Raw genomic sequence first — 17,778 nt, forward strand, 5'->3', positions numbered from 1 at the left:
CCGATCGGCACGCAGGTTCACGTTCCGGCCGCGAGCCGTCGGTGACCGATGCCCAACCGTGATCTGGCATCGCCGAGCTCCGGTCAGTCCGCCGGACCACCCAGGCCGAGCGCCTCGAACAGCTCCGCGACCGTCTCGCTGGAGTCGATCAGTGCCTTGACCTGGGCGCTGGTCCCCCGTAACGGGTCCAGCAGCGGGATCCGCTGCAGCGCCGGCCAGCCCGGTACGTCCAGGATCACCGAGTCCCAGGACGCGGCCACCACCGCGGCCGAGAACTTCTCCATCACCCGGCCGCGGAAATAGGCGCGGGTCTCGGTCGGCGGCCGCAGTCGGGCCTCCTGGATCTGATCGTCGTCGACCAGCCGACGCATCTTGCCCCGAGAGATCAGCGCCTGGAACAGGCTGCGCCGCGGGTCGACATCGGTGTACTGCAAGTCGATCAAGGACAACTTCGCCGCGTCCCAGCCAAGATCATCACGGCGCCGGTAGGACTCCAGCAGAGCCAGTTTGGCCACCCAGTCCAACTGGTCGGCCAGTTGCATCGGATCGTTGCGGAGGGTGTCCAGGACGTGTTGCCAGCGTTCCAGGATGTCCTGCCACTCGGTGATCATCTCCGCGGTGGTGCCGGCCTCGCCGACGGTCTGCTCCCCCACCCATTTGCGGCAGGCGAGCAAGTAGGCTTCCTGGATGTCGATCGCGGTCATCCGACGGCCGTCGGCAAGATCAAGAACAGTGCCCACACTGAGGTCGTGGCTGACCTGCTGCATCGCCGGGACCGAGTGCCGCAGCCGAAGATCATCTCCGAGGCTGCCGGCCTCGATCACGTGCAACGCCAGCGCTGCGGTGCCGACCTTCAGATAGGTGGAGATCTCCGACAGGTTGGCATCGCCGGTGATCACGTGCAGCCGCCGGTAGCGTCCGGCGTCGGCGTGCGGTTCGTCGCGGGTGTTGATGATCGGCCGGTTCAGGGTCGTCTCGAGCCCGACCTCGGCCTCGAAGAAGTCGGCGCGTTGACTGAGCTGGAAACCGGCAGTGTCGCTGCTCTGGCCGATGCCGACCCGCCCGGCACCGGTGAAGACCTGCCGGGTGACCAGGAACGGGCTGAACTGCCGGATGATCCGGTCGAAGGGCGTCCGACGGTCGAGCAGATAGTTCTCATGGGTCCCGTACGAGACGCCCTTGCCGTCGGTGTTGTTCTTGTACAACCGGACCGGCCGGCCGAGCCGCCGACTGGCCTCCTGCCCCGCGATCGCCATGATCAGGTCGCCGGCCCGGTCGTAGCGCACCACATCCAGGGCGCTGGTGACCTCCGGTCCCGAATACTCCGGATGAGCATGATCGACATACAGCCGGGCGCCGTTGGTGAGGATGACATTGGCCATGCCGAGGTCGGAATCGGTCAGCTGATCGGGATGGGCCTGCTCGCGACTGACCTCGTAGCCACGGACATCCCGCAGCGGCGTCTCGGACTCGTAGTCCCAGCCGGCCTCCCGCCCGGACACCGAGCCGTACGCCTTGACCACGTGGTTGGAGAGCTGCATCGGGTGCAGTTCCTCGCCCGCCGGCTGGCCGAGCGCCGAGATCCCGTATTCGGTCTCGATCCCGAGCACCCTGCGATTGCTGACATCAGCCATGGACCGAGCCTAGTTGGACCGGCACACGTCCGGCGGAGGACCCGACGTAGGCTCGCGGCGTGAAGTTCGCAGTCAGCCTGCTGCTCGATGTCGTCATGGTGCTCGTCTTCGCGACCATCGGCCGGGCGAGCCACAGCGAAACGGACTCAGTGACCGGCATCCTGGCCACCGCCTGGCCGTTCGCGGTGGCGGCCATCATCGGATCGGTGGTCGCAGCTCTGGCCCGGCCTCGGGCGACGGGGGGCCATCAGCCGTACGGCTGGCGAACCGGCCTGATCGTGCTGGTCAGCACGGTCCTGGTGGGAATGCTGCTGCGACTGCTGGCCGGCGGCACCGCCGCCTGGCCCTTCTGGATCGTCGCATTCGTCACCCTGGGCATCCTGCTGCTGGGCTGGCGACTGGTCGCCCGGCTGATCAGCAACCGGCGACCCGGATCCGAGACTCAGCCCGCGGCGGCCATCACTTCGTCGGAGGCGTCGAAGTTGGAGTAGACGTTCTGCACGTCGTCGGAATCCTCGAGGGCATCGATGATCTTGAACAGCTTCTCCGCCGTCGGCTCGTCGATCTCCTGGGTGAACTGCGGGACGAAGCTGACCTCCGCCGACTCGTAGTCCAGCCCCGCGGCCTGGACGGCCTCGCGCACCTTCACCACGTCGTTGGGATCGCAGATGATCTCGAACGAGTCGCCGAGGTCGTTGACGTCCTCGGGATCGGCGTCCAGCGTCGCCTCGAGCAGGTCGTCCTCGGTGACCGTACGGGTCGTCTCGTGCCGGCCCTCGCCCTCGGTCTGCTCCTTGGCCACCACGACTACGCCCTTGCGGTCGAACATCCGAGCGGTCGAACCCGGGTCGGCCATCGTGCCGCCGTTACGGGTGACCGCCACGCGGACATCGGAGGCCGAACGGTTGCGGTTGTCGGTCAGGCACTCGATGAGCATCGCGACACCGGCCGGGCCGTACGCCTCGTACATGATGGTCTCGTAGTCGGCACCGCCGCCCTCGGCACCGGACCCGCGCTTGACGGCACGGTCGATGTTGTCGTTGGGGACCGAGGTCTTCTTGGCCTTCTGGATCGCGTCGTAGAGCGTCGGGTTACCAGCAGGGTCGCCGCCGCCGACGCGAGCCGCCACCTCGATGTTCTTGATGAGCTTGGCGAACAGCTTGCCGCGCTTGGCGTCGATCACGGCCTTCTTGTGCTTGGTAGTCGCCCATTTGCTATGTCCCGACATAAGAGCCGAGTTTAGTGCCGAAGCGACCAACCGCCCAAGCGAGCAGGCTCCGGGATCAGGACCAGATGCGGCGCTTGCGGGCCTGCCCGCCGGGCTCGGCCGACTGGCTCTGCTCCCAGATCCGACGCCAGCTGCCCGCCGGCGGCGCCGGGGCGACCGCCTCCGGATGCCGCAGGCTCTGCCACCAGGTCGTGGTGTCCTCGACGATCAGGTCCTTGACCGCCCGGTTGATCCGGGCGGTGAAGCCGGCGGCCGTCTCGCCCGGCTCCGGCTGCAAGGCCGAGCCGAACCGTACGCTCACCCGTGGCCGGGTGCGTCCCGCCGGTCCGAACCGCCCGCCGCCCGGCCAGCCGAGCACCGGCCGGTTGCGACCGCGCGGCATGGCGGCGAAGCTGCCCCGGATGCCGACCGGGATCACCGGCACCTGCCGCTCGATCGCGACCTGGGCCGCATCGGTGGTGAACTCGCCGACGAAGCCGTCCCGGGACCGGCTCGGCTCGCCGAAGACGAGCACGCTCCAGCCCGTACGCAGCAGGTCCCGGCAGACGTCGCCCCGCAGCGGCACGGTGTTGAAGACCACCGACGACGCGATGGTCTTGACCAGCGAGTTGAGCGCCGTGCCCGGGATGACCGCGACCCCCGTACGCTCCCGGTAGGGCTCCGGCAGGGATTCCAGCAGCAGCGGGATGTCCAGGTGGCTGGCGTGGTTGGCCACCAGCAGCACCGGCCGGTGGTCGGGCGGCAGTTCCTCCAACCCGCCGACGTCGGTCTGCACCTGGCTGACCAGCAGCGGCCGGACCACCCCGGCCTGCAGTGCCCTCCGGAGTCTCGTTGTCGGCGACCGTCGCGCCCAGGCCAGGCCGCGACGCGCCAGCACTCCGACGACCGGGCCGGTGGTGCGGCTCGTCATGTGACAGACCCGAGCAGGGCCGGCGGTGTGTGCAGGTAGCGGATCCGTGGCGTACGGCCGACGGTCGCCGAGGTGATCTCCAGCGCGTCGGCCAGGGTCGAGGCGGCTCGGAAGCCAAGCCGTGCCGCGCTGCCACGATCAGCGCCGACGAAGATCACGTCGCCGGCCTGCTCCGCGGCGGGTGCGAGCTGGTACCACAGGTGAAACGGCAGCAACCCGTGGAAGGCTTGCGAGGTCCGGTAGAGCTGGCTGTACCAAGGATCGTCGGCGTACTTGGACTCGAACCGGTCCGCCAGCTCGGCGGCATCGGTGGTCGTCGGCAGCACGTCGGCGAAGAAGTCGACCGTTGCCGGATGCTGCAGCGTGCTGAACTCCTGGGCCAGCGGGTGGTAGACGATCACCGCACCGCCTGGCCGGACCAGCGGCTCACCGGTCACCGAGTTGTAGCCGACCCCGAGGGCGTGCCAGGCGGCCAGCACCGGGTCGGTCACCGATCCGATGCTGTAGGGCGTCACGGCGGGCACGCCGAGGACGAGCACATCGGCCTGGCCGGACACCTCGACCTGCTGCTGTTCGAGCACCCGCGCCCGTCCGGCGGCGGCGACCGGTGCCGGTGCGCCCGCGTTGACCGCGGTGACCCGATAACCGGATTCGAGCCGGTCGTTGATCAACAGTGAATACCGCGACGGCAGCGCCGTCGCCCCGCGCAGGGCCAGCAACTTGGCCTGCGACTTGAGCGTCCACTCCCACTCGCGGGTGGCCAGGAAGTCCAGCGCCGGCGGATAGCTGTTGTTGTCCAGCACGGCCTCGACCGCGAACACCGGCACCGCCTCGGTGATCGCAGCGCCGATCTCGTCGATCCTGCCCTGCGGCGCGCCGTAGCCGCGTACGGCCCGGATCGTTTCCAGGGACGTGAGGCCGGTGCTGAGCATCCCCAGCCCGCTGCCGGTCAGTCCGCCCTGGCCGATGTCGTGGGCCAGGTGCACTGCGACGACCAGGTCCGACTCGGCGAGTCGGCTGTTCACGGCGATCTCGTACTGATCATCCGGCCGGCCCTCGGGCTGACTCGCGGGCTGACCCTGGCCGGCGGGTCGCAGGACGGTGAGCCGGTCGCGGTCCAGAGCGTCGTGATTGGTCAGGTTGCCGTCGGCGTAGAAAGAGCGGAAGACCCGCTCGCCGAGCAGCTGCCGCAGCTCGCCCTGGGTGTTACGCCGGTTCAGCCCAGTCGCGCAGATCAGCTGGACGTCGTCCACGCCGGCCGCCGCTGCCTGCACCAGCACCCGTTCGATGATCCGGCCCCGGACGTCGGGGGTCCGCAGCGCCGGTGCGGCGGTGACGCTGTCGAAGACGATCGTCAGGCGCATCCCCGGCCGCAGCTGGTCGGCCAGCGGCCGAGACTCGGCAGGTGCCGCCAGCGCCGCGTCGATCGCCGCCACCAGATCGCCGACCGCCGGCAGCGGCTCGGCCGGATAGAGCACCTCGGTGCCGAGCGGGAACCGTTCCAAGCGCACCCGCGGACCGTCGGGCACCAGCAACGCCGGTGTCCGATCGTCAACCTCGAGTACGAATCCCGGACGCGCCATTCAGCGCTCTCCCCTCACGTCGACTGCCGAGCTCGATTCCGCGCCCGATCCCCCAGCAGATTCTCCGGCGGACTCCCGGCCGGACTCCGCGCTGGATTCTGCGCTGGACTCCAATTGTGGCGTGCTCCCGGTCGCGGGCGGCACATCCCTGCCGCGGATCCGGAACGGCCGGGTCCAGCGCGGGTCCTGCGCCTTGCTGGACCAGATCACGCTGCTCCAGCCGTTGGCTGTCGCGGCCCGCATCAGCGCGATGTCCGGGCTCACCACGACCGGCCGGCCGACCACCGAGAGCATCGCCAGATCGGGATGGCTGTCGGCGTAGGCGTAGCTGCGGGACAGGTCGATGCCGTGCAGATTGGCGTAGTGGTTCAGCCACGCGGCCCGGCTCTCCCCGACCATCGGCGGCCCGGTCAGGAACCCGGTGCAGATCCCGTTCGCATCGGTCGCAAGATCACTGGCGACGATCACGTCGAACAGCGGCCGCAGCGGCCGGGTCAGCGGCCGGATCGCGCCGGTGATCAACACCGTGGTGTGCCCGGCCTCGCGATGCTCGCGGGCCCGGCGTACGGCCTCGGGCGAGAGCCGGGACAGGATCTCCCGGGCCAGCACCGTGTCGACGAATTCCTCCAGTGCGGCAAGATCGGCACCGGCGTAGCGGCGGTAGATCGTCCGCAGGAACATCCCACGGTCGGTCCGGTCGGCGCGCAGGTAGCTGGGCAGCTTGCGGGCTATCGAAGCGATCTCCCGCAGCTGCCCGGTCGGAGCAAGATCGGGAAGCTTGGTCCACAGGTATTGCTCGATCACATTGGTCGACATCACCGTGCCGTCGAGATCGAAAGCAGCCAGGACCTCGCCAGGCTTGTCCTTGGTACGACTCAGATCGACGAAGGTCGTCGCCCGGTTGCCGCGTCGACGGCGCAACTCCTCCAGCCGGCGGACGGGTGCGACGATCGCCGGGATGTGGGTGTGCAGGATGTACTCGGTCCAGTCGTAATCACCGGTGTCGAAGCTGAACGTCTCTTGATCATCCGGGTGCAACGACCGGGTCAGTCGCAGGGTGTTGTCATCGACGAAATGCAACTCGGACTGGGCGTACTCGTTGTAGAGACCGAGATAGGAGCGCAGGAAGTTGATCCTCGACCCGAACCGGTCAAGATCACGGGCAGCCTTGCGGGTGCGCTCCGAGCGGGGCGCGAATTTGATCAGGGTGTTGGCCAGCTGGTGGCCGCGCTCGGACCGGGACAGGAAACGCTCGATCGACGCGGCACCGGGGAACTGCCACTGCGGCAGTGCCGGCGCTCCCCGCTCGCCGGCCACCATCGGATGCTCCAGGAAATAGTCGCGGACGTAGCCGTAGAACTCCCGGAAGCTCATCGGATTCCTGGCGCCGCTGGAGACGTGGTAGTACTCGCAGACCCCGACCTTCGGCTCGGTGGCGGCGACGGCCAGGGTGGCGTTCACCACGTAGTCGCAGGGCACCACATCGCAGATCGCCTCCGGCGAGGCCGGGAATTCCGGCAGTTCGCCGCGGCCGTAGGCCAGGATGATCGGCTCGGCCATCTTGAAGCCCTCGATCCACCCTGGATAAGGATGTTTGAGGGACGACTCGACGATCGCCGGCCGGGCGATCGAGGCCCGGATGCCGGCACACTTGTCCGCGACGACCTTCTCCCCGAGCGCCTTGGTGAAGGTGTACGCATCGGTCCAGCCCAGTGACCGGGCGCGTTCGGTGCCGGCCTGGACCAGCTTCTGCTGCACCCACTCCTTGCGCCGCCGCTCGGTGTCGGTAGCGGTGATCAGATGGCCGGCGGCTCGGTGCTCGCGTTCGGCCGCCTTGCGGAATTTCGCGAGTTGGTCGGCCGTACGGGACTGAGTCTCGATCTCCGCTGCGATCTTGAGACCGGCGGCCATCTCGGCTTCGTAGTCGATGTCGTGGGCGTGCGGGGCCTCGCCGATCGCGCCGCGACGGCGGCCGGCGGTGTAGGCGGTGGACACGTGTACGTAGTGCGGCATCCGGGTGAAGGTGCCGTCCGGCCCGGTGCAGGACTCCAGGAACCGGTCGATCAGATTGGCGGTGCCGATCAGGTTGGTGTTGAAGGCGCGGTCGATCGGCGGATCGAAGGACACGTCGCCGGCGCAGTGCACCACGATGTCGATGTCGGTGGGCAACTTCGGCACATTGGGCAGATCGCCTTCGATGATGTCGATCTTGGCGTCCAGCAAGCCGTCGGGGCCACCGTACGGCTCGGCCAGCGGTTTGAAGATCTTCTTCTTGACCACACTGGTCATCCGGTCCCGAGCGGTCGCCGAACCCTTACGCCGGACCAGCACTGCCGCCCTGGTGTCGGGCAGGTCGTTCAGGATCTTCCACAACAGCTGTTCGCCGATGAAGCCGGTCACGCCGGTGAGCAGGATCTTCTTGTCGGCCAGCAGGTCCGCAAGCCGACCGTCCAGGGTCGGTGCCGGATGTTCGGCCTGGGTCGCCCCGTGCAGTGGGGTGCCGAAGGCTTCGGCCGGCGCCGTCGAGGCCGTCACGCCTGCGCTCCTTCGACAGGCTCTGGGCTCCGGGCGGTCTTCAGCGCGTCAGCAAGGGTGAAGTTGCCGACGTACAGGGCGGTACCGATGATCGCACCCTCCACGCCGATGCCGACGAGCTCGCGCAGCGCCGCGATGTCGTCCAGCGTCGTGATGCCGCCGCTGGCCACCACCGGTTTGTCCGTCCGGGCACAGATCGCCCGCAGCAGGTCGTAGTTGGGGCCCTTCAGCATGCCGTCGCTGTTGACATCGGTGACGACGTAGCGTTCGCAGCCCGCGGCGTCGAGCCCGGCCAGGGTCTCGAACACGTTGCCGCCCTCGGTGGTCCAGCCGCGGGCGGCCAGCGTCTCGCCGCGGACGTCGAGCCCGATCGCGACCCGGTCGCCGTAGGTCCTGATGACCTCTTCGCACCACTCGGGTCGCTCCAGCGCGGCGGTGCCGATATTGACCCGCCGACAGCCGGTGGCCAGCGCCCGTTCCAGGCTGGCGTCGTCCCGGATCCCGCCGGACAGCTCGAATTTCAGTCCGGAGATCGCCGAGATCTCGGTGATGACCCGGCCGATCACCTCGGCGTTGCTGCCCCGACCGAATGCGGCGTCCAGGTCGACCAGGTGGATCCATTCCGCGCCTGCCTCGGCCCAGCGGGTGGCAGCCGTGACCGGATCGCCGAAGACCTTGCCGCTGCCTGCCTTGCCCTGGACCAACTGGACGGCCTGACCTCCGGCTACGTCGACGGCCGGCAACAGCTCCAGCCGCGACGCGATCTTCTCTTCCATGCCCACCAGACGACCCTAGCGGAGAAGGCCGCGGGCGATCACTTCCGCGGCCCCGCCCTCAGGCGGTGACCGCGGCCAGAATGATGTCGGTCAGCGCGTCGGCGTACTGCTCGATATCGATGTCCGGGTGGCTGTCGGCGTAGGACAGCATCATGTCGATCGCGCCCTGATAGGTGACCGCCATCACCCGGGTGTCGAACGGCCGGAAGTAGCCCAGCTGCTGCCCGCGGCGGAACAACTGCTCCTGGCTGGCATAGGTGGGCTCGTAGTCTGCCAGCGTGAAGTCGGGAAGCCCGTCGGCGCCCCGCTGGCTCCGGCTGATCTGGTCCATGGCCCGTAGCTCGTCGCGATGGCCGAGGCTCCAGGCGGCGATCCAGTGGATCGATCTCCGGATCAGCTCCGGCGGCGGAGCCGTGACGTCCAACTCCGCGATCAGCTCGTCGGTGATCCGCGTCGCTGTGGTGACAACCGCCTGTTTGAGCAGGTCGTTCTTGTCGGCGAAGTAGTGCCAGAGCAGGCCCTTGGAGACCTCCGCCTCGGCTGCGATCAGGGTGGTCGACGCGCCGGCGTAGCCGTGGCGGGCGACAACTGCCAGGGCTGCGCGGACGATTTGGGCCCGCCGCTCGTCCTCGCCCAGGCGCCGGCGCGATCGTGGCCGCCGCTCCGATCGGACAGGGTCGCTGGGCACGGACGCCACTATGGCACGGGCGCGCGGGATCCCCGCATGGCTACGACGTCGTCCGGGCAGCGAGCCGGCCGGTGGCGACACCGGCCAGCGCCGCCATCAGCAGCACGACCGCAACCATCACGACCCGCATCCAGAGCGGGAACGCCGGCAGGAATGCCTCGACCAGGTTCACGACCGCGACGACCAGGGCGATGATCGTCACCGCCCGGAGTGCCCGGTCACTGCCCCGCCGTGCTGCCCGGACCCGCAACGGCAGGACCACCGCGAAGATCGCCACGATCACCTGGTGACCCCACGCCTCCGCTGTCGCCTGCTGCGGCGCGAGCACCGAGAGAACCGCCAGCGCGACCAGGGTCGCGGCGGTCAGGCCGACGTAGCCGTACACGAGGCGGGTGACCAGCCCGAGGTTGGGCGCACGCCGCGCCACAGGATTGCTATTGACCACGTGGTCAATACTGCCGACTATTGACCCAATGGTCAATACAGTTCAGTCCAAGGACTCCCGCACGCGCTTGGGCAGCTTGGCAACAATCAGCTCGTACGAGGTGTCGATCGCATCGCGCAGCTCGTCCTCCGGGATCCGCGAACCGACGACCAGGGTGTTCCACCCGTGCTGGCCGATGTAGGCCATCTTCACCGCGTCCTCCGGGTAGCGCAGCAGCCACTCGTCCGCCGCCTCCCGATCACCGCACTTGACGCCCAGGCTGGTGACCTCGCCCGAACCCGAGCCGCCGAGGAAGACGAAGATCTTCCCGCCGACCTTGGCGACCAGGTCTGCCTCCCAGGGCTCGTCCGGCCGGGCGCCGGGTTTGGCCAACGCGTACGCCTTCCAATCGGTCACGGCACCACGCTAGCCCGGCAACGGATCGGCAGGCCCTACCTGGGATGATCAACTCATGGCCAACGACGCTCGCATCGTGATCGATCTCGACGTTCCCGGACCGGTGATCAACCGGCATCTCTACGGACACTTCTCCGAACACCTCGGCCGCTGCATCTACGGCGGCTTCTATGTCGGTGAAGACTCTCCGATTCCCAACGAGGGCGGCATCCGTCTCGACGTCGTCGAGGCGCTGCGCAAGATCAACATTCCGAATCTGCGCTGGCCGGGCGGCTGTTTCGCCGACGAGTACCACTGGACCGACGGCATCGGACCCAAAGACCAGCGGCCGACGATGGTCAACACGCACTGGGGAAATGTCGAGGAGAACAACCACTTCGGCACCCATGAGTTCATGGCGCTGTGCGAGTTGCTCGGCGCCGATCCCTACGTCAACGGCAACGTCGGCTCCGGCACTGTCAAGGAGATGAGCGACTGGGTCGAATACCTGACCCGGGACGGTGACAGCCCGATGGTCAGGCAGCGCAAGGCCAACGGGCGGGACGAACCGTGGCGGGTGCCGTTCTGGGGAATCGGCAACGAGGCCTGGGGCTGTGGCGGCAACATGCGGGCCCAGGCGTATGCCGATCTGGCCCGGCAGTACGCGACCTTCTGCCGCGACCATGGCGACAACGAGCTGTACCGGATCGCGGCCGGTGCCGCAGACGGTGATCTTGAATGGACCGAGACGCTGATGAAGGCGATCAGCTGCCTCGGCTGCTCGCGGACGCCGAAGAAGATCTTCCAGGGGTTGTCGATCCACTACTACACGGTGGCCGGCCCCTGGGACCACAAGGGTTCGGCGACCGAATTCGATCTTGAGGACTACTACCTCACACTGGGCAAGGCACAGTTCGTCGACCGGATCATCTCCGGCCACTCGGCGATCATGGACGCCTACGACCCGGACCGGACGGTCGGGTTGGTGCTGGACGAGTGGGGCACCTGGTGGGATGTCGAGCCGGGGACCAATCCGGGTTTCCTGTTCCAGCAGAACACCCTGCGGGACGCGCTGGTCGCCGGCACCCACTTCGACATCTTCCACAAACACGCCGAGCGGTTGATGATGGCCAACATCGCCCAGACCGTCAACGTGCTGCAGGCGATGATCCTGACCGACGACTCCGCCGACGGCCGGGGCGCATTGGTGTTGACGCCGACGTACCACGTCTTCGAGATGAACAAGGGTCACCAGGGCGCACAGCGACTCCCCGTGCACATCGTTACCGGTCCGGATCCCCACCCGGCCGGCGGCTACCAGGTGGCACTGTTGTCGGCCTCCGCGAGCACGACCGGTGACAGCGCGTTGGTGTCGCTGACCAATGTCGAGGCGAACGAGCCGACCACGGTGGTGCTCGATCTGCGCGGCCGCGACCTGGCCGGACAGACCGCGCGGGTGCTGGCCGCCGATGTCCTGCAGGCGCACAACACGCCGGCCGACCCGGACCGCGTCAGCCCGCGCGAACTGACCGACGTCCAGCCCCATCCACGCGGGCTGCAGGTGACGCTGCCGCCGCATTCGTTCGCGACGCTGGAGTTGCTGCTCGACTAGAGGACCGCACCCGCGAACGCGGTGATCGGCAACTCCGCCGACACCTCGGACGGGACCAGCTCGCCGTAGAGGTGCGGATACTGCTCGCCGCTCGACGGGTCCGCCTCCATGATCACCGGCGCCGACAGCGCCGCGGGATCCAGCTGCAGCACGACGAGCTCGTCATCGGCAAGATCACTGTAGGAACGGGTACGCACCGGCAGCACCTGCTCGGCGGAACTGCAGTGCACGAAGCCCTGCGTCTCCAGCGTGACCCGCCGGGTCGACCAGATGTAGTTGCCGTGCTCCTTGGCGGCTTCCCATTGCTTCCGCTTGGCGATGTGGAAGATCGGCCCAGGTACGTCGGCACGCTCGCCCAGCAGTCCAAGATCGACAAGCCGCTGCCGGGCCTGGTCGGCGCCGGTGAAGTTGATCACTTCCAGGCCGAGGCCTTTTGCGGTGTCGCAGTTGTGCTGGTTGTCGTCGATGAAGATGGCCGACGCTGGATCGATGTCGTATCGCTCGAGCACGATCGAGAACAAGCGAGGATCCGGTTTGGCGATGCCTTCCTCGCCGGACACCACGATGCCGGCGAACCGGTTGAGCAGCCCGAAACGGCGCCGCGTCGGGTGGAAGAGATCAGCCGACCAGTTGGTCAGTGCGACCTGCCGGATGCCTGCCTGCTGCAGTTCGGCGATGATCGCTCCGGTACCGGGAACCATACCGGTGATGGTCTGGTCGAAGTACCGACGGTAGGCCTCGATGGCCTCGCGCCGGTGTGGCAGCCGGGAGATGAGTTCGGCTTCGCCTTCATCCCAGTCGTGTCCAGCGTCGTGACGGCGGTTCCACTCGTTGAAGCAGATCTCGTCCATGAAGCCACCGACCTCCTCGGCCGGCATGACCTGTTCGTACGCCCGCTGCGGTTCCCACCGCAGCACGACGCCACCCAGATCGAAGATCACATCGGTGAAGGTGCGGCTACCGCCGTCGCTGGCTGCGTCGCTCATCTACTGCCCCTTTCTCAGGCTTGCAGACATGATGAATGAGTAACCGGCCCATGGCAATCCAATCGGCGCAATCCAGTCATCACAGGCCGGGCACGGTCTGCGGTGATTACCAGCGCTGTCGGTTGGGTAGTCGCTTTCTTCGGTGGGCAGACCCGCCCTGCCGGCTCAGCGACGAGAGGAACGGGTAGCACTGTGGATCAGGACCGTCTCGGGGACCAGGACCAGCACACGCCGACCACCACTCCCCCGGGCAGTCCCGATCGGACGACAGCCCCGCAGGCCCGGATCCTGCCGCGGGCACATTGGATCTCGTGGACGATGCTCGCGGTCACGTTCGGCGCGATCCTGATCACTGCGATCGACCGGACCATTCTGCCGACCGTGCTGCCGGCGATCCTGAAGGAGTTCCATCTCAGTGCGACGGCCGGCGGGTGGCTGGTCGGTCTCAGCTATGTCGGAACGCTGATCGGCGGTGTCCTGGTCGGTGCCATCGGCGACGCGTTCGGCAAAGGCCCAAGGCGCGCGTGGATCTGGCTGGTCACGGTGGCGCTGGTGGTCGCCTCGGCGATTGCGACCGCGGTCACCCGCACGCTCGGGCTGCTGCAGGTCCTGCGCGTGACGATGGGGATCGGGACCGGCTCAATGGAACCGGTGAACGTCGCCATGATCGGCGACTGGTGGCAGAAGGAGGATCGCGGCTTCGCCGTCGGCGCCCACCACACCGGCTTCCCGGCGGGCCAGTTCGTCGGGCCCGTGTTGATGGGCGCGATCATCGCGGCGACCAGTTGGCGCGGCACGTTCCTCTTCATCCCACTGCTCGCGATACCGATCGTGATCGCGCAGATCCTGCTCGCGCGTCGACGCAATCTGGTCAAGGTGGATCGGTGGATCACCGATCATGACCTGACGCCGTCGGCCGATCCCGACGAGGTGACGGGCTGGCAGAACCCGTTCGCCCGGATCCGCGATGCAGTACGCGCCGATCGCAATGTGGCGCTGGCGATGATCATGAACTTCCTGTTCCTGTGGACCGAGACTGCGGTCACCTCGTTCATCACGCTGCAGCTGACCCGCGATCTCGGGATCACGCTCGCCGTTGCCGCCGTCGTGTCAGGTGCCTCTGGTCTGACCGGCTGGATCGGCCAGATCGTCTGGGGTGCGATCTCGGACCACATCGGCCGCAAGATTCCGCTGTTGATCGTCACGATCGGTGACGCGATCGCGCTGGCATTGATGATCGAGATCCATTCGCTGACGATGGCCTGGATCCTGTTGCTCGCCTGGGGGCTGGTCCGCAACGCACCGTATCCGGTGCTCTACGCATCGGTGATCGATGTGGTCCCGGAAGCCGCCTCGACGGGACTCGGCCTGATGGTCGGGGTCGGCCTGGGCGCCTCCGGCATCGTGGCCGCCCCGATCGCCGGCTGGATCGTCGACCACTACGGCTTCACCTGGCACTACCTGGCACTGGTCGTGGTCTGTCTGATCTCGTTGATCCCGATCTTCCTGTTGAACGATCCGGTCCGCGCCGAGCGTCGCCGGCAGCGCCTGGCCGGGTAATTGCCGGGCGCTGTGGGACCGGCGGTCGTATCGTCTGCTGCGTGGCGCATCACTCGTTCCACGGTGCTCCCGGACGATTCGAGGCTACCGCCCGGTTCGTCGCCGACCGGTTTCCGAACGCGCAGTACGTCGCGGATGTGGCCGGCGGGCAGGGCATGCTGGCGCGGATCCTCACCAAGCGCTACAACAAGCAGGCGGAGCTGATCGATCCGCGCGGCTGGGCCCTGCGCGGAGTAGCGAGCCGGCAGGAGGCGTACGAGGCCGGCTCGGCAGAGTTCTACGACCTGGTCGTCGGGTTGCATCCCGACCAAGCCCTAAGGCCGGTCGTCGAATCGGCACAGCGCCGGCCCGTTCTGGTCGTACCGTGCTGCAACTTCTGGGATCCGGAGACCCGGCTTGGTCGCGCTGCGCTGACCGAGGCGATCACCCGATATCACGAAGAGCGCGGCGGTTCGGTCGAACCGGTCACACTCGGCTTCGCCGGACCTATGAACCGGGGACTGGTGTTGCTGCCGTCGGATCGTCGGCACTGACCGGGACCGGCGCACCGACGAACAGCGTCGCGGGGTGGCCGTTGATCAACAGGTCGTACGACTTCTTGATCGCGAACCCGGAGCCGGTCCACTCGGCTGCCACCTCACCGGCGAGCCGCCGGGCCACCAGCATGGCGAGACTTCCGTTGTCACGAAGGACGCGTCGGATGCCGCCAAGTGCAGCAGCCACCAACTCCGACGGCGGTGAGTCCTGCTGATCGAATTCGCCCCAGGGCGGATCGGTGACGACGACGTCGATCGTGTCGTCGGGTAGCGAGGTCAACGTACGGGCGTCGTCGGAGAGTGCACGGACGTCCTTCCGCCGGGCTAGCTGTGGTAACAACCTCACAGAACCATCGGCAAACCCAAGATCAGAACAGATCGCCTCGCGGAACGGCTGCTGGATCCGGGCGGCGATCAACGCGCCGCTCCCCGCGAACGGGTCCAGTACGACGTCACCGGGTCGGCTGCGACCGATCGCGTTGACGATCAACGTCGCCACGTCCGGCGCCAACCCGCCCTTGGGAGTCTCCGGCCGCTTGGGCCGGGGAAGGCGCCTGCAGAAGAGAATCTCGTCGAGATCGCGGCGTCCGATGGTCCAGTACTCGTCTCCCCCGCCTCGTGGCTGGAGTCGTCCGGCGGTTGCCCGGCTCACTGCCGCCTCGAGCCGTGCACGAGCGTTGCCGGGAACACCTGTCAACTTGCCGTCCTCGGAGAACATCAGTCGGTACGGCTTCCCGGTGCGTTGCAGCCGCCAACCGGGAACCTGACCACTCACGGTGCCGACCGCCTCGGCAAGATCACGTCGACGTGGAACCGAACCGAGCACCACGAAACAGTTCTTCACGTACGCAAGCGAACCGATCTTGGATTCGGCGGCCTTGGTGTTGATCACGACCGCGCTGTCGTCGGCGTACACGACGTGCGCGTCGACGTCAGCGGCAAGCGACATCGCCACCAGCTCGCCCAGCCCGGCGGTATGCATGCACAGCACCTTCATCGGCCCGACACTATCTCTCCAGGCTCAGGTGAGCAGTAGTCCGGCGCGGTGTCGGATGTTCAGGATCGGTTTCTGCTCCGGATCAATGATCTTCGGCGGCCGCCACCACACCCTGCCAGCCTCGTATTCAGCCGACCACCCATGACGGGCAAACCGCTGATGATGAAACCCGCAGAGCAGAGCCAGATTCGCCAGATCCGTCTTGCCGCCCTTGGCCCAGTCCACGATGTGATGGCGTTGGCACCACTTCGGCGACTTCGAACACCCCGGAAACGTGCACCCACCATCCCGCGCGGCAAGAGCCAACGTCTGCGCATACGACGCCAGCCGACGAGTCCGACCCAGATCCAACACGTCACCGGTCCGCCGATCGAACACGGTACGTACGATCTCCGCCTCATCCGCCAGGCCGACCACCACATCCATCGACAGAATGTCACCAGTCTCGGTCACCCCTGAACCCGGACGACCCGCATCGCCGGATTCCGGATCCGCAGCAGCGGCGGCCACGAACTCGTCTTCCTCGGCAATCAGGATCAACGTCGCCGGCGTGCCACCATGAGCCGGCAACTCACCCGCCCGAAGGCTGCGATCCATCACCTCTTCCAGCGCATCGTGCATACGTTGGCCGCGGTCCCGGCAATCCTGCTCGATGACATGTCCGGACTCGTCAGTGACCGGTAGCGGCTTCGACAGCGGATCCAACACCGCCAACACCTTCGCACCCGCTTCGGCGGTCAACCGACCCTCCAGCCGATACGTGCCCTTATGCATGCCCCGCTCGATCGGCCGCACCTCCAACTCACGGACCGCATCCTGCGCCGGCCGATCATCCACCATCCCGTCCGGACACAGCCAGCCCGCCACCCGGTCGATCACCTGCATCAACTGCCGACCACCAAACACCCGCGCCTGCCGGGCCAACAGTTCCTCAGCCTCAGCCAACGACTCGACGGTCACATTGTTCCCGGTGACCGGCAGCAGCTTCTCCCACTCCACCAGGGCTTTGGTCAACAACCACACCCGGTCCGCAGAAATCTCGCCCGACCCGATCGCCTCCGCCAACATCGGAAACCGTGCCGGTACCCGTTGGCCATCGGTGCCGACCGTCGCGGCGAACAAGCCGGCCGCCTGCACCCGCGCCTTCGCCTGACCCACCGGCACCCCCACCAACGCCGCCAAGAACGCCTGCGGACTCGCGAACAAGCCGAGCGGGCCATCGATCCGACAACCGGCCGCTTCCATCAGATTCAGCAACACCTGATCCGGAACCTGCAACCGGTTCCGGCACCGTTCCAACTCCCGCACCCAACCGATCAACAGGTCCCCACCGGCCAACCCCAGTCCCGGATCAGCCGCCAACGACGCCACATCATCCAAAACTGCCGACAACCGGCCGATCGCCGCAGCAAACCGCTCCGGAACCGAGCCGGGCGCTTCATCACCCACCAGGCCAGAGTCCAAGCCAGACTCGAGGCCAGAGTCCAAGCCAGACTCGAGGCCAGAGTCCAAGCCAGACTCGAGGTCCAAGTCGGGGTCAGACTCGAACCAGCCGCCAAGATCTTCATCGTCAAGGTCCAGGGGCCAGGGATCCTCAGGATCCGGGACCGTCGGCTCCAGCTCCTCCGGCTCCCTCGCGAACAGGGCATCCAGCTCACCCGGAAGCCACTCCGGCCCCGACAACGACTGATGCCCCATAACGACAGATTCTATTCGCTCCAGCGTGCGAATGCAAGACCTCAGATCGCCGAAATCCCTTGTATACAAGAGAAAAGCCGCTATCCGAACTAGACCGACAAGTGCCCCGTACGAGCCTACGGGAAGGGACCGACAGTTCTGCCCACCACCCGAGAGAGCCTGGGGACAACCCCCTCGAACGAAATCGCATGCAGCAGATCGTGCCGCCCCGTAAC

16 protein-coding genes are annotated in these 17,778 nt (G+C 67.2%); 4 read left to right on the forward strand and 12 right to left on the reverse strand.

The window, feature by feature from the left end; all coding sequences use genetic code 11:
- Positions 1 to 83 precede the first annotated feature (83 nt).
- Positions 84 to 1,634: a depupylase/deamidase Dop gene (gene dop, locus IEY07_RS05595; protein ID WP_188894177.1), complete on the reverse strand. Its 1,551-nt coding sequence runs from the start codon at positions 1,632 to 1,634 to the stop codon at positions 84 to 86.
- A gap of 59 nt (positions 1,635 to 1,693) precedes the next feature.
- On the opposite strand from dop, the gene IEY07_RS05600 reads away from it, so the two are divergent.
- Positions 1,694 to 2,125 carry a DUF3054 domain-containing protein gene (locus IEY07_RS05600; protein ID WP_229669738.1) on the forward strand — a complete coding sequence of 144 codons (432 nt, stop codon included), beginning with the start codon at positions 1,694 to 1,696 and terminating at the stop codon, positions 2,123 to 2,125.
- On the opposite strand, the gene IEY07_RS05605 is transcribed toward IEY07_RS05600, so the two are convergent.
- The 8 genes from IEY07_RS05605 to IEY07_RS05640 are packed head-to-tail and all read right to left on the reverse strand — an operon-like array spanning position 2,077 to position 10,195.
- The gene (locus IEY07_RS05605) at positions 2,077 to 2,862 is read right to left on the reverse strand and encodes a YebC/PmpR family DNA-binding transcriptional regulator (RefSeq protein ID WP_188894178.1); all 786 of its coding nucleotides are present in this window, start codon (positions 2,860 to 2,862) and stop codon (positions 2,077 to 2,079) included. The genes IEY07_RS05600 and IEY07_RS05605 overlap by 49 nt on opposite strands.
- Positions 2,863 to 2,917: 55 nt before the next feature.
- Positions 2,918 to 3,772 carry a lysophospholipid acyltransferase family protein gene (locus IEY07_RS05610; RefSeq protein WP_188894179.1) on the reverse strand — a complete coding sequence of 285 codons (855 nt, stop codon included), beginning with the start codon at positions 3,770 to 3,772 and terminating at the stop codon, positions 2,918 to 2,920.
- Positions 3,769 to 5,355, reverse strand: coding sequence for a lactate racemase domain-containing protein (locus tag IEY07_RS05615; RefSeq protein ID WP_188894180.1), 1,587 nt, complete (start codon positions 5,353 to 5,355; stop codon positions 3,769 to 3,771). Before IEY07_RS05615 ends, IEY07_RS05610 begins: the two co-directional genes overlap by 4 nt.
- On the reverse strand, positions 5,356 to 7,890 hold the full coding sequence (locus IEY07_RS05620) for an HAD-IB family hydrolase (RefSeq protein WP_229669739.1): 2,535 nt from the start codon (positions 7,888 to 7,890) through the stop codon (positions 5,356 to 5,358). It lies immediately after the preceding gene.
- Positions 7,887 to 8,666 (reverse strand): bifunctional 1-(5-phosphoribosyl)-5-((5-phosphoribosylamino)methylideneamino)imidazole-4-carboxamide isomerase/phosphoribosylanthranilate isomerase PriA, encoded by a 780-nt coding sequence (gene priA / locus IEY07_RS05625; protein WP_229669800.1) that lies wholly within the window; start codon positions 8,664 to 8,666, stop codon positions 7,887 to 7,889. The genes IEY07_RS05620 and priA overlap by 4 nt, the downstream gene beginning before the upstream one ends.
- Before the next feature lie 58 nt (positions 8,667 to 8,724).
- Positions 8,725 to 9,354, reverse strand: coding sequence for a TetR/AcrR family transcriptional regulator (locus IEY07_RS05630; RefSeq protein WP_188894181.1), 630 nt, complete (start codon positions 9,352 to 9,354; stop codon positions 8,725 to 8,727).
- A 40-nt stretch (positions 9,355 to 9,394) separates the two neighbouring features.
- Complete coding sequence (locus tag IEY07_RS05635) at positions 9,395 to 9,799, reverse strand: hypothetical protein (protein ID WP_188894182.1); 405 nt, start codon at positions 9,797 to 9,799, stop codon at positions 9,395 to 9,397.
- A 42-nt stretch (positions 9,800 to 9,841) separates the two neighbouring features.
- Entirely contained in the window at positions 9,842 to 10,195 is a 354-nt protein-coding gene (locus tag IEY07_RS05640; protein ID WP_188894183.1) for an MmcQ/YjbR family DNA-binding protein, read from the reverse strand.
- A gap of 55 nt (positions 10,196 to 10,250) precedes the next feature.
- Between IEY07_RS05640 and IEY07_RS05645 the strand changes: the two genes are divergently transcribed.
- Entirely contained in the window at positions 10,251 to 11,786 is a 1,536-nt protein-coding gene (locus IEY07_RS05645; protein ID WP_188894184.1) for an alpha-N-arabinofuranosidase, read from the forward strand.
- Here the strand turns inward: IEY07_RS05645 and IEY07_RS05650 are convergent.
- Positions 11,783 to 12,772: an HAD-IA family hydrolase gene (locus IEY07_RS05650; RefSeq protein WP_188894185.1), complete on the reverse strand. Its 990-nt coding sequence runs from the start codon at positions 12,770 to 12,772 to the stop codon at positions 11,783 to 11,785. The two genes, IEY07_RS05645 and IEY07_RS05650, sit on opposite strands and share 4 nt — an antisense overlap.
- 192 nt (positions 12,773 to 12,964) lie before the next feature.
- Here IEY07_RS05650 and IEY07_RS05655 point away from each other — a divergent pair, with 192 nt between their 5' ends.
- Both IEY07_RS05655 and IEY07_RS05660 read left to right on the forward strand, forming a co-directional pair.
- Positions 12,965 to 14,332, forward strand: a complete 1,368-nt coding sequence (locus IEY07_RS05655; protein ID WP_229669740.1) for an MFS transporter — start codon at positions 12,965 to 12,967, stop codon at positions 14,330 to 14,332.
- Between the two features lie 41 nt (positions 14,333 to 14,373).
- Positions 14,374 to 14,865 (forward strand): class I SAM-dependent methyltransferase, encoded by a 492-nt coding sequence (locus IEY07_RS05660; RefSeq protein ID WP_188894186.1) that lies wholly within the window; start codon positions 14,374 to 14,376, stop codon positions 14,863 to 14,865.
- On the opposite strand, the gene IEY07_RS05665 is transcribed toward IEY07_RS05660, so the two are convergent.
- On the reverse strand, positions 14,819 to 15,850 hold the full coding sequence (locus tag IEY07_RS05665) for a TRM11 family SAM-dependent methyltransferase (RefSeq protein ID WP_188894187.1): 1,032 nt from the start codon (positions 15,848 to 15,850) through the stop codon (positions 14,819 to 14,821). The genes IEY07_RS05660 and IEY07_RS05665 overlap by 47 nt on opposite strands.
- Positions 15,851 to 15,889: 39 nt before the next feature.
- The gene (locus IEY07_RS05670) at positions 15,890 to 17,314 is read right to left on the reverse strand and encodes an HNH endonuclease signature motif containing protein (protein ID WP_188894188.1); all 1,425 of its coding nucleotides are present in this window, start codon (positions 17,312 to 17,314) and stop codon (positions 15,890 to 15,892) included.
- Positions 17,315 to 17,778 lie beyond the last annotated feature (464 nt).

Origin of the sequence: Microlunatus endophyticus, assembly GCF_014646195.1 — a bacterium.
Classification (GTDB): Bacteria; Actinomycetota; Actinomycetes; order Propionibacteriales; family Propionibacteriaceae; genus Microlunatus; species Microlunatus endophyticus.

What these genes read in the sequence shown, in the direction of transcription:
- IEY07_RS05645 (WP_188894184.1), top strand. Translation starts at nt 10,251, where the DNA reads ATGGCCAACGACGCTCGCATCGTGATCGATCTCGACGTTCCCGGACCG.
- dop (WP_188894177.1), bottom strand. Translation starts at nt 1,634, where the DNA reads ATGGCTGATGTCAGCAATCGCAGGGTGCTCGGGATCGAGACCGAATAC.
- priA (WP_229669800.1), bottom strand. Translation starts at nt 8,666, where the DNA reads ATGGAAGAGAAGATCGCGTCGCGGCTGGAGCTGTTGCCGGCCGTCGAC.
- IEY07_RS05650 (WP_188894185.1), bottom strand. Translation starts at nt 12,772, where the DNA reads ATGAGCGACGCAGCCAGCGACGGCGGTAGCCGCACCTTCACCGATGTG.
- IEY07_RS05665 (WP_188894187.1), bottom strand. Translation starts at nt 15,850, where the DNA reads ATGCATACCGCCGGGCTGGGCGAGCTGGTGGCGATGTCGCTTGCCGCT.
- IEY07_RS05615 (WP_188894180.1), bottom strand. Translation starts at nt 5,355, where the DNA reads ATGGCGCGTCCGGGATTCGTACTCGAGGTTGACGATCGGACACCGGCG.
- IEY07_RS05605 (WP_188894178.1), bottom strand. Translation starts at nt 2,862, where the DNA reads ATGTCGGGACATAGCAAATGGGCGACTACCAAGCACAAGAAGGCCGTG.
- IEY07_RS05610 (WP_188894179.1), bottom strand. Translation starts at nt 3,772, where the DNA reads ATGACGAGCCGCACCACCGGCCCGGTCGTCGGAGTGCTGGCGCGTCGC.